We start from the raw sequence: 12,032 nt of genomic DNA on the forward strand, positions 1-12,032 counted from the left end.
CGAGGTGAGGCGAATGAGCGTCTGACATGTGGACTCCGGCCCCGCTCCTGCCATGAAGCGGGGCGGCCCCATCCCGTCACCGCTATGTGCCGACATGCCGACGGCGGAGTGTCAGCCGGACTCGATCACTCGGTCCCGAAGGGTCTTACGTATTACGGCCTTCGGTGAGGCAGCGGCGTGCCTCGTGCAGCCGTAGAGCACGAACGGCGGCCCGCTCGGTCTCTGTACCTGACCGACGATCACGGCTCGTCCGTCATGTGCACGCTGGCGGCGCACCATTCGCCGAGCTCTTCAGTCAGCGGAGACCCTGGCCGCAAGCGGATGTCGCTCAGGCGTCCCGCCAGCGGCACCGTGACCATGGGCAGCAGCAGCGTTGCTGATCCCCAGTGTGCTGGCGCTGGCCGACGCGTTCTCAAAATCGTTTGCCGCTATGGCATTTCTCGGACTACCCCTCGGTGCCAGGTGGCGCTGAACCCAGACAAAGGGAATGGCCCACTGTGGCGGGTTTCAGCCATGGCGCAAAGCCGCCCGGCCACGTATCCGCGCTCAAGCGAACATTCTGCGAAGGTGGCCGTGCCGGGTCTCTGGCGGGCCGGTTGGCCTACTGGTGCACGACGGCGAAGAGGCGATGATGTTGCCACCCTCAGCAGAGCGTGCGCTGGCGCCGACTGTCCGCAGCCGGCGCCGGTGTGATCGCGTCCTTCAGCACGCCCCTCCCACGGCAGCGACAGGGGGTCCACCAAGACCGGTCATTCTCACCTAGTTGATGCTCACTCAAGCGCTGCTGCCAAGGCTCCTCCGCGCGATGTGAGACAGGCCATCCGACAGACGTTCCCGCGCGCCGATCATTCATCCAGTCCTCGACGGAGTGTCATGACAGCAGGGTCACGGGAAGCAAGCCTCCCTCCATTCACCGCGCGCGGATCAATGAGGTGTCATGGCCACTCCCTCGACTCACCAAGGCAGCACGCCTGGTGGGCGTCCTATCGCTCAACGCCACGCTGACCGCCTCTCTTTCTACGGCGGCCGGACCGCGGCGTGAGGGCGTCCAGCGGTTGAGCACCTCACCGCGGGCGTCGAGCAGGTCCTGTCGCCTGTCGCTCGCGGCGGAACCTGAACAGCGCATCTGAAGCGAAATCCTTTCGATGGGAGCTCTATGAGCAACTTCAAGCGGCTCATGAATAGACACACCTGGTCGATATCGGCTGTCACGCTCCTTGCCGCCGCGCTCACGTTCTTCACCGTTCCGGCGCAGGCAACCCAGTCACCCCAGTCGGCCGGTGCAACCCACGCCGCGTCGCCCGCCAACGAACTCATCAGCACGCATAGAGCACCCGGCATTACCGGCAGCTCTGCAGCAGCGCAGTTGTCGGCCCGTCAGACCAAGGCCCACCGTGCGAACCACTACGCCGCCCTTCAGGGCGCGCAGGGGCCGGCCAAGTCCACCGCGGCCGCGGCCATCCCGCGCCACCAATTCTGGGCGGTCTCCCCGTCCGGCGCACCGGCGCCGACGGGGGCCTACGCCACGCACTCGGTCCTGCCGAGCTTCCGCACCTCGCACTCACCGGACGTCATCTACGCACCGACGCTGTATCCGGCGGGCAACGCCTGCATCGAGAACACCACCGCCTACTTCACCAGCAAAGCCGAGATCTGGGCCTGGGACTGGTGCAACGGGCAGACGGTCGGCAAATTTACGCTGATGGATTCGGCGTTCCTGTCGACCTACGTGCAGAACGGCGGCTACCGGGTGTGGATCCGGCAGACGGACACCACCGCCAACACCTGGGAGATGCTCCTCTACAACTTCACCACCAGTGCCTGGGACTCCTACTACACCTCCTCTGGTCAGGACCCGAACAACCCGTCCGGCACAAACGTCCACGGCTGGGACGCATTCGAGGTGTACTCCGACACCGACCCGTCGACCGCTCAGCCGTACATCTGCGCCGACACCCAAGGCCTCACGTTCAGCGCATCTAGCATGCAGCAGATGGAGAACGGCGTCTGGCACCTGCTCAGCCCCTCTGACTCCACCACGTACACACCCGGCATCATCTTCGGCTGCTCGAACCTAACCGTCGCCGTCGTCAACCCGAACTACACCTGGCGTGTCACCAACCCCTGAGATGTGCGCACGTTGGGCCCCGCCACCGCACGCGGTGGCGGGGTACGGCCTCCCTTGTCTCGCAGGAGCACGGGGGCTGGACGCGGCCTTCACCGCTACGCATGCGAGCTCAGCCTCGATTGCAGTGGTGACGAAGCATCATGACGTAGCCATCAGCGGGAGATGACGCAGGAACAGGCACGCGACTTACCACTGGGGCGAGAAGTCCAGAACCTCGATGTGGACGCCAAGGATTTCCTCCGCCCGCCCTGTTGTCTCACACCGCATCCGCCACGGCGGCGTCTTCTCTCACAGATGCACCTCGCGCCGCGCGGATCAGCCGATCGACCCCCACCTCCGAGCACACCCGCGCCTCAGAGTCCGGCACAGCCAGCCGCTTCGCCCAGGCCGGGACCGTCGGCCTCGGGCCGCGCTGCCGGCGCCAGCGAGCCTGACAACACGCACGCCCGCAGGGGAGTTCCCACGTGTTCACCGCCGCGGTGCCCCAGAGCAGTTGCCGAGCCTCGCCAATCTCGCCACCAGAGCACTGCCGAGTGGTGTCCTGGCACGTAGTGTCCCGCGTGCTTCCAGCCGATCTCCGTGGTCCGGCCCGGAGTTGTGCTCGTGGGAGGCCGGCTCTCCTGCCTCCCCCGGCGGCAGCGCGTCAGTCGCGGTCGACCTCCTCGCGGGTGATGGTTCCCTTCACCGCGTCGATCTCGAAGTCGGTCTTGTTCCAGTCCTTGGAAACGACCTCGACAGACCAGATAAGGGTCTTGTTGTCGTTGTCATCCAGGTTGATGGAGGTGACCGTGCCCTTCTGCTTGTCCGTGGCGACCTTGGCCGCCTCCTGCGGCGTCTGCGTGGCACGGGCGATCCGGTCGGCCATCTCACGCTTGTCGCCGGCATCCTGGTCGGTCTCCGCGACGGTCTGGATCACCTTGCCCGAGATGGCGTCGATGCGGACGGTGTGCGTGGTCCCGTCTTTCTCGACGACCTCAGCGACCCATTCCGGGGCGGCGGAGCTCCCGCTCGGGCTAGGGCTGGGGGTCCCGCTGGGACTGGGGCTCATGCTCTTGTCGTTGTCGTTGTCGTTGTCGTCGAGGCCCTTCAGGTCGAGTTCTGCGAGCTTGCTGCCCGAGACCTCGCCCACTGCCGTGGCAGCGGCCTTGTCGAAGGTGACCTTGGTGACACCGAGCAGCTCCTTGCGGGCAGTCTGGTCCTCAGTGAGCTGCGTGCTGCCGGAGGGGCCGTCCGACGGTGTGGCCGGCGGGATCGGAACCGCCTCCTTGCTCGCTGCGGCTGTCGTCTTGCCACCGTCCCCGCCGCAACCTGTCATCAGTGCCGCTGAGGCTACGACGGCACACACGGCGCCGACGACATGAAGGGTGCGGGCGCGCGGGATGCCGATCTTCTTGCGGCGGGACTCAAGTCTCATGACCCCATGCCTAGCCCTCACACCGATCGGCCATGTTGCCCGACGGCCGGAGTCACCCGATCGTCCATGCGGCGCGCCGGCTCTTGGCCGGTCTCCGAGCCAGGTCCGCCACGGGCTGAGGGTCAGGGGCTCGCGATCCCTTCATGTTCTCGCGGGCGACGACAGGGTGCACGCCGAGCCACGGCTACGCGGCGCGGGCTACCAGAGCCAGCGGGCGAGGAACTCCGCCCATATGAAGCCGCGGTAGCCCTCGAAAGCGGCGGGGTCGATCTCCTTGAGCTCTGCCGTGAGTTCTTGGAGCTCGGCGAGCACCGCGTCCTCCTCGTGGAAGTCCGCATTGAGGAGGAGATCGCAGGTGTCGACCCTCAGGCCATAGTGGTGCAGGCTCTGCAGCCACAGCGCGACGGAGGAATTGGCGAACCACGCCTCGCCATCGGGTAGGACGTAGTACACCGCACCGGTGCCAGGCTCGGCGCAGAAGGTCCACGTCAAAGTGGCGCCCCCGCTGGTGCGACTGGTTTCCTCTGTCAGCCGATAGTGCGGGGCGCCCTCACGAGTGAGGAGGGTACGCTGCGGATCGGGCTGAAAGCACACCTGGTCGATCAGGTTTTCGACTTCGGGCACTCCGACCTCCGCCAACAACCTCTTGTGCTCATCGGGGATCTGCCAGCCGACGACGACCGCAGGGTCGGCCCGGTGGACGTGCTCCCCACCGGCCCAATCGGTCAGATCGTCATGGCTCAAGTCTTCATAAAACAGCGCCACTGACGCCCCCGTCATCTGCAATGGCCGGGCCCGAACCCTACCTTTGCCCTGCTGGAAAGAGCGGACTGGAGTTGTACTCGCTTGGCAGCCACATGGCCCATTGCCTATTGGGCAGGCTGGCGCGGCTTCTTCCGCATTCGTGAGGTGAGGGCGGTCGGTGCCGAGGCGGCGTGACACTGATCGTGGGCGGCGGTCCGTTCGTGGTGAAACGGCAGCTGGAGTCGGGACCCCGTGCCGGGCGTGTGGGGTTCCCGGGGGCCGGGTTCATCCATGCAGGTCCATATCGCCAACGGCCGGGCTCCGGTCAGCTGCATAGCGAGACAAACAAGCCGATTCCGTATCCACGACCACCCCAAGACCTCTCGCTCCTGGACGTTCGGGTGAGCCGCACGGCCCAAGGAACTGCTCGACCCCATGACCCCGCCGCAAGGCGGGCGTGGACGGCGGGCCCCCGTCCGCATGGTCGATGACGTGCGGATCCCGCTGGTGGTCGAAGCGCCAAAGGAGGACCAGCCCCTCGTACTTGTGAGGGGGACGGCGCTGCGATACAGCCCCGGCCCCCTCCGTACTGCCCTGCCTGGACATAGTCCTGGTGGATGTCCCCGGCAGCGACGCTCCCGCCTGCAAGGAGACACAGACGCTCAGTTCTCCGAGGGGATGCGCTCCGCGATCTCACGCGCGAACCACTGTGCTTCCTCGCTCAGTTCGTCCGGGCCCTCCGCAGCAATCATCTGCAGCAGGCGCATCAAGTCGTGGGCTTCCTCAAGAGTGAGCAACTCCAGGCGATGGGTTGAAGTGTCCTGCTCGGGGATCACGCTGACGGCATCTGGATTCATGCCGGTACTAACGACCATCGACGCCAAGAGCATCGACCGGGCAGCCCCGCACAACCGAATGGAGGACAAACGCTGCCTGTCGCCTCAGCCCGCTCCCGCCTCCACTTGCGCCCAAGGCCACAAGAGCGTGTGGCCCGAGGACGAACGCACCGCCCCCAGTTACGCAGGCCGACGGCGCCAGGCGCCACTCCCTGACATCAGTCGCTGCCAAGCGTCGGTGTAGGGAGTGTGATTTAGAACCCGGGACCCGGGTCGCCGCCGCGCTGTCGGCATTCGGTGGCGGCATCGAGCCAGTCGCCCGCCGGCTCGATGGCCTGCTCGCGCGGCCAAGCTGGAACTGGCACGCGTCTTCAACCGCGCCATCCGCGACGATCAGGACGGCGTCACCTCCAGGATCAGACGACTCCGCGAGCTGACCCGCGAGGGCTACTACGCCTACTACATCGACATCGCTCACTTTATGGCCGACCTTGCGCTCGACACCCCTTCCCGTGCACGGTGGCTCGGCGAGCAGCAGGCGGTGCGCCAACGGTGGCGCACCATGGTCACCGGCCGACGCGCTCGGCTCACGTCAGCGACCGCTACCGGAGCGCCGTAGCCGCCATGGCAAGGGACTCCCCTAGGGGCCCCATGGCCGCAGTGTGACCTCTCGCCCGGGGCCGTGCTCACTGCGGGTCTAATTTCCTCAAGCCAGCACAGTCCCCTGCGCTGGTCGGGGCGTACACGGCCGACGACGGGTGGTAGGGGTTCTCGCTGGGCTCACTGGCCAGGTTCGATGCCCCGCCGCGCCTTTCCCTCCTCACCCAGTGTCAGTGCTGCAGCAGCCGCGTATCCGTCAGGAGCTGCAACATCGTGCAGCTCCAGCTCCGGCCCCACCTCGGCAGGGGAAGGGCCCGTCCCCACGAAGCGCTCCATTCCTCCGTGGGCCAGACCCGTGCCCGTCGCTTTGCCACATGCCTCCCTGCGCGCCCAGGCGCGCACAAACGCATCCGGGCGCGCGGCCAGCGGAAGTTCTGCCAACTCCCGCTGCTCGGCGGAGGGCAACATCGAGGCCGTGTCCGCGACGACTGAGGCAGATGGCACCGCTTCCACGTCTACCCCTATGGGCACATCGGCGACGGCCAGCAGCACGAGCGCCCGAGTGTGGGACAGGGAGAAGGAGAGGTCGTCCCCCACCAGCACCGGCCGTCCGTCCGGTCCCCGGCAACCGGGGCACGCCGCCCGGCCCATGCGGAGGCGGGCCGGGTCACCGCCGGTAAGGTGCCCGAGCAGCAGACGCAGCCCGACGTGCGCGACCAAATAGCTGGCGCGGTCCTCGGCGTTGCGGAACGCTGCGGCCCGGGTGCGCTCCCGCGCGTCCAACAGTCGCGGCGCCATCCTGGCGGCTGTTACGGCCTGCTCCGCGACGTCGACTAGGAGCAGCGCCCTGGTGCCTGGCAGTGCCTGGCCGTACTGCGAGGCGTCGGGGCGTGTCAGGTCCAGCCAAGCTGGCGAAAGGACGAGAGCACGCGTACCGACCAATTTGAATCGTCTCCTACATGGTGAAGCGGTCGAGTTGGTGCAGCGGCCGGCCCCAGACGCCGGCTCTGATCCATGTCTTGGTTCCGACAAATGTCCACCGTCTCGTCCAGGAATTGGCCCATCCGGCTTGTCGAAACGTGCGGTTCTGTTCGCTGGGGTGCCACGAGAACCAAGCGCTGCCCTCGCCAGGGTGACCGCGTCCAGGAACTGCTCGCAAGGGGCTCGATAGGGCCGCTTCGGCCTACTCCCGTAGGCGAATGAGTTTCGGACGGCGACGGAACGGGATCGCTCTCCTTCGTCCGGTCGCCGAGCCATCCTGACAGCGAAAGTGGATCAGCTTGGCGACAAGCTACTTGATCCGAGTCCGCCTCGGCGGAGCACTCGGATGCCGGCTGATGTCATCCGGCATCCGAGTACCGTGAACCTCAGTTTTCGCGCAGCTCAAGGGTGCAGCACTTGACGCTGCCTCCGGCCTTGAGGAGCTCGGTCAAGTCGACGCCGATGGGCTCGAATCCACGCTTTCGGAGGTCAGCCGCGAGCTGCGTGGCGGTCTCCGGCAGGAGAACGTGTCGACCATCTGACAGCGCGTTGAGACCGAACACGGCCGCGTCCTCGTCCGTGGCGACGATCGCGTCGGGGAACATTTCCTTCAGCACTTTCTGACTTCCGGACGAGAAGGCCGCCGGGTAGTACATGATCTCGTGATCCGAGAGCACTGCCAGCGCCGTGTCCAAGTGGTAGTGCTTGGGGTTGACCAGAACAAGTCCGGTGACTGGCAAGCCGAAGTACTCCTGTGCCTCGGCATGGGACCGGGCGTCGGTACGAAACCCCGTTCCGGCGAGCAGCCGCCGTCCGACGACGAGGTAGTCGCCCTCGCCTTCGTTGATGTGCTCGGGCCAGTGAATGTCGCCGTATCCATGGTCCTTGAACCAGTTCAGATAAGCGGGTCCTTCGGCGGTGCGCTCCACATGCCGAAAGCGCGCTCCCAGCACCTTACCGTCGACCACAGTGGCGCCGTTCGCGGCAAACACCATGTCCGGTAGCCCGGGTATGGGCTCGATCTCCTCGACCGTATGTCCCAGATCGCGATAGAGCGCGCGAAGGTTCTCCCACTGCACGAGGGCCTTGTCCGCGTCGACGGGCTTCTCCGGCTCCATCCACGGATTGATGGAGTAGGTGACGTCGAAGTGGCTCGGCGGGCACATCAAGTACCGCCGGAGGGTGGCCGTGCGCATGACCGGGTGCGGGCGCACGGTGGTGCTCGGGTAGGCGGTGGCCGACGGGATGGGGTCGGTGTGGGGCATGGGGTTCCTCCAGAGGATCGCTGCGCGATCGTTCAAGCCGTCACGCTCGCGGATCGTTGACATGAGGTGATCGACCCCGGTCGACCGCGAGTAGAGAAGGCGCGTCGTCTTGTGACGCGCACTCGGCGCCGTGGCAGGCGGTGGGTTCGTCCGGCACACGAAGCGCTAGGACATCTGGAGCTGGCTTCCCGAGATCAGACCGGACCCTTCCGGCGCTTCGGTGGGATCCGCGCCCACGGTCATGGGGGCATTGTCCGCGTCGACGAAGACCACACGGGGTGTGAAGTCCCGGGCGTCCGACTCCGACACGAGCGCATATGCGATCAGGATGACCAGATCCCCGGGGCTGATCAGCCGCGCCGCGGCGCCATTGATACCTATGACGCCCGAGTCCCGGGGCCCTTCGATGACATACGTAGTCAGCCTTGCTCCATTGTTGATGTCGACGATGTCGACCTTCTCGCCGGGCAGGAGATTCGCCGCCTCCATGAGGTCGGCACTGACCGTGACCGACCCCACATAGTGGAGATCGGCCTGCGTAACAGTCGCCCGGTGAATCTTCGACTTCATCATGGACCTGAACATGAGGCGTGTGCCTTTCTGAAGGAAGGAAAGATGAATTCCCGCGCGTCACACGGCACGGGATGACCCGGCGATCAGAGGGTTCGCAGGAGGGCGGCACGGTCGATCTTTCCGTGCGCCGTCAGGGGAAGGCTGTCCAGGAAGGTGAAGTTCTGGGGAACCATTTCGGAGGGAAGGTGCTGCCGCGCGAATTCGTTGAGCAGCGAGGACGAGCGGGCGTCGGCCCTGGCCTCGTCACCGACCACGTAGGCGGTGAGCCGGGCCCCGTCCTGGTCCCAGTCGACCAGGACGTCGTCCACTCCGGGGTGCCGGCCTAGCACTCCCTCGATCTCCCCCAGCTCAACCCGTACGCCGCGGATCTTGATCTGTCGGTCGATCCGCCCGAGGAACTCCAGGTCGCCCTTGTCGTTCTCGCGAACGAGATCACCCGTGCGGTACCACCGGTCCGGAGAGCCGGTGACGCGCACGAAGCTCCTCCCGGTCGCGCTCTGGTTCCTCCAGTACCCCAAGGCCAGGCACCCTCCGCTGACGAGAAGTTCGCCCTCGGCCCCACTCGCGGTCTCCCGCTCACCGTCGAACACGATGGTCCTAGCGGAGCCAATCGCCCGGCCGATCGGGACGGGGCCGGTACTGTTCGGTGCCACTTCGTGGCTGGTGGCGACTACGGTCGTCTCCGTGGGGCCGTAGTGATTGACGAAGCGCCGGAGGGGGTGTCCGTCCTGCAGACGCAGCCGGTCCCCTCCGGTGAGCAGGCAGCGGAGCTGCCCGAAGTGGGTGCCATGACGCAGGTACGCCTCGGCAAGCGGAGTGGGCAGGAACGACAGGTCGATTGCTCGTGCCTTGTACCAGTCTCCGAGTTCCCAGGGAGCCAACTTCAGTTCCGCAGGTGCGAAATGAACGGACGCACCACGGGAGAGATATGGCCACGTCTCCCACATGAAGGCATCGAACGACATGGCCGCTACCGAAGAAGCCCTGTCCGCAGGAGTAACCCCGTAGGTGTCGGCGTGCCACTGCGCCAACAGCACGAAGGAGTCGTGCCCGACGAGCACCCCTTTGGGGGTCCCGGTCGACCCCGAGGTGTATATGAGATACGCACTGCCGCCGCGTACATCGAGCGGAGTCGGCTCGGACTCGCCACACTCGGCGACGTCGATCACATGGGGCAAGTCCAGGGAACCCGCATCCGGCGAGCCCGACTCATCCCGGATCAGCGCTTCCGGCTCGGCGTCGGTGAGGATCGCCCCGACGCGGCCGTTCGGCATGTCGAGTGGGAGCGTGAGAGAGATGCCTCCCATGATCCAGATCCCCAACTGAGCGGCCAGCACATTGCTCCCGCGATCCTGCTGCACCGCGACCACCGCACCGGGCCGAACCCCGCGCCGCTTCAGAGCTTTGGCGATTCCCCCTGCCCGCAGAACGAGCTGCCGATAGGTAGTGCTGTCCCCCTCGAACTCAACGGCCAACGCCTGCGGCTGTCGCCGCGCCTGGTCCAGGACGAGCTGTGGAACCGAACTGATGGCAGTCGGACTCACCAAGGCCCTCACTCACCCTCGATGGTGACGCACGCTGCCGCGACAGCTTCCGCCCGCGCGTCTGTGAGGAACTGGCGCGCGGGGACGCTCACCCCGTACTCCGTACGCAGGATGGATATGACTTCCATGACCAGCAGGGAGTGACCGCCGATATCGAAAAAGTCAGACTCCGCGTCGACTTCCGATGTGCCCAGGACCTTCCCGTAGACCTCGATCACCACATCAAGTGAGCTGTTCATTACCTTGGCTCTCCGTTGCTTCTTCACTGAAGGGCGAACCGAGGCGCCGCAAGCAGCGCCTTCGGAAATCGCCGTCCTTTAAATGGTTCTGAGATTAATGTCGAGCACTATGCGTCGTCGGACGGGCGCGGCATCCGGCGCAGCTTCGGACGTTGCGACTTCGCCGCGTCATGGCCCAGCCGTTCCGCCAATTCGGCTACGGTGGGCGCCTCGAACAGAATACGGATGGGCAGTTCGACGCCCTCAGTGGTGCGAATACGACTGATCAAGCGGGTGGCGAGCAAGGAGTGGCCGCCGAGGTCGAAGAAGCTGTCATCGATGCTGACCTGCTCCAGGCCCAGCACCTCGCCGAACAGGGCGCACAGTGTTTCTTCGCGGGGGGTGCGCGGGGCGCGTCCTGTCGTGCTGCTCAGATCCGGGGCCGGCAGGGCTCGGCGGTCCAGTTTGCCGTTCGGGCTCAGCGGCAGCGCGTCAAGGACAACGATCGCGGCGGGCACCATGTAGTCCGGGAGAGTCCGAGCCGTGCCCCGACGCAGCTCCTGGGCTTCCAGCTCCTGTCCCGGTGCGGGAATGGTGTAGCCGACCAGTCGTTGGTCACCGGGTCGGTCCTCACGTACCACCACAGCGGCCTGGCGTACTCCGGGCTGGGCGGCCAGCGCGGCTTCGACCTCGCTGAGCTCGATGCGGAAGCCGCGGATCTTTACTTGGTGGTCCGCGCGTCCCAGGTGCTCCAAGTTGCCGTCGGCACGCCAGCGGGCCAGGTCCCCGGTGCGGTACATACGTTCACCAGGAGCGCCGAACGGGCAGGCCACGAAGCGCTCCGCCGTGAGCCCTGCACGCCCCAGATACCCGCGCGCTTGCACCGGCCCGGCTATGTAGAGCTCACCACTCACGCCCACCGGCACCGGCCGCAGCCGTGCATCCAGAACGTACATCCGCGTGTTCCAGACCGGAGTACCAATGGGAGGGATCAGTTCGTTCTCGATCCCCCTGCCGTCCCAACCGGTGGAGAAACACGTCTCCGTCGTCCCGTAATGGTTGTGCAGACGCCGACCCTCGCGCTGGTAGAACTCTCGCATCTTCGGACTCAGCACGAGCGGTTCACCCGCGTGGGCGATGTCGGTGAGGTGGGTGAGGTCGATGCCGAGTTCGTGTGCGGTCTCGGTGACGGCTTCGATCACGGTGTTGGGTGCGAAGAGTTCGTTGACCTGGTGGGCATCGAGCCAGCGTGCCAGCTGTGCCGGATCGCGGTGGGTGTCCCCGGCCGGGACAGCCAGCCGCTTCCCGAAGAGCAACGCGGAGAAGATCTCCTGCATCGACACGTCAAAGCTGATCGTCCGGAACTGGGCCGTGGTGATACCCGGCATGGTCGGGAAGTGGGAGTCGTGCCAGGCCAGGACGTTGAGGACCGCTTCGACGGTCATCACGACGCCTTTGGGTTGTCCGGTGGATCCGGAGGTGTAGATGACGTAGGCGGGGTGGTGGGCGTGGAGGGGGGTGGGTCGGTGTTCGTCGGTGGGGTTGTGGGTGGTGTGGGCGGCCAGCTGGTCCTGAACGTCGGGGGCGTCCAGGAGGAGGTAGCGACCACTGGCAGGCAGGTCTTGGGCGGCCTTGGTGGTGGTGAGGGTGAGGGTGGGGTGGGCGTCGGTGAGCATGTAGGTGATGCGCTCGGCCGGGTATTCCAGGTCGATCGGCACGTAGGCGGCGC

General features: G+C 66.1%; 10 protein-coding genes. 1 reads left to right on the top strand and 9 read right to left on the bottom strand.

Going from position 1 to position 12,032, the window contains the following annotated elements:
* Positions 1-1,156: 1,156 nt before the first annotated feature.
* Positions 1,157-2,128, top strand: coding sequence for a hypothetical protein (locus ACFC96_RS06065; protein WP_376610495.1), 972 nt, complete (start codon positions 1,157-1,159; stop codon positions 2,126-2,128).
* Between the two features lie 643 nt (positions 2,129-2,771).
* Here ACFC96_RS06065 and ACFC96_RS06070 read toward each other — a convergent pair.
* From ACFC96_RS06070 to ACFC96_RS06110, 9 genes are all read right to left on the bottom strand, one after another.
* On the bottom strand, positions 2,772-3,542 hold the full coding sequence (locus ACFC96_RS06070) for a PepSY domain-containing protein (protein WP_376610497.1): 771 nt from the start codon (positions 3,540-3,542) through the stop codon (positions 2,772-2,774).
* A gap of 198 nt (positions 3,543-3,740) precedes the next feature.
* A complete protein-coding gene (locus ACFC96_RS06075; protein ID WP_376610499.1) occupies positions 3,741-4,307 on the bottom strand; it encodes an SUKH-4 family immunity protein in 567 nt (188 codons plus the stop codon).
* 641 nt (positions 4,308-4,948) lie between these two features.
* Positions 4,949-5,143, bottom strand: coding sequence for a DUF6417 family protein (locus ACFC96_RS06080; RefSeq protein WP_376610500.1), 195 nt, complete (start codon positions 5,141-5,143; stop codon positions 4,949-4,951).
* 759 nt (positions 5,144-5,902) lie between these two features.
* The gene (locus tag ACFC96_RS06085; RefSeq protein ID WP_376610502.1) at positions 5,903-6,520 is read right to left on the bottom strand and encodes a 4'-phosphopantetheinyl transferase family protein; all 618 of its coding nucleotides are present in this window, start codon (positions 6,518-6,520) and stop codon (positions 5,903-5,905) included.
* Positions 6,521-7,089: 569 nt separating this feature from the next.
* Positions 7,090-7,968, bottom strand: a complete 879-nt coding sequence (gene ddaH / locus ACFC96_RS06090) for a dimethylargininase (protein WP_340457866.1) — start codon at positions 7,966-7,968, stop codon at positions 7,090-7,092.
* Between the two features lie 165 nt (positions 7,969-8,133).
* Complete coding sequence (gene panD / locus ACFC96_RS06095) at positions 8,134-8,553, bottom strand: aspartate 1-decarboxylase (RefSeq protein WP_376610504.1); 420 nt, start codon at positions 8,551-8,553, stop codon at positions 8,134-8,136.
* 71 nt (positions 8,554-8,624) lie between these two features.
* Positions 8,625-10,097, bottom strand: a complete 1,473-nt coding sequence (locus ACFC96_RS06100; protein WP_376610506.1) for an amino acid adenylation domain-containing protein — start codon at positions 10,095-10,097, stop codon at positions 8,625-8,627.
* Positions 10,094-10,324, bottom strand: coding sequence for an acyl carrier protein (locus ACFC96_RS06105; protein ID WP_340457862.1), 231 nt, complete (start codon positions 10,322-10,324; stop codon positions 10,094-10,096). The genes ACFC96_RS06100 and ACFC96_RS06105 overlap by 4 nt, the downstream gene beginning before the upstream one ends.
* A gap of 107 nt (positions 10,325-10,431) precedes the next feature.
* The coding region (locus ACFC96_RS06110) for an amino acid adenylation domain-containing protein (protein WP_376610508.1) at positions 10,432-12,032 on the bottom strand (1,601 nt) is incomplete at its 5' end.

This window comes from Streptomyces sp. NPDC055955 (assembly GCF_042270245.1).
Classification (GTDB): domain Bacteria; phylum Actinomycetota; class Actinomycetes; order Streptomycetales; family Streptomycetaceae; genus Streptomyces.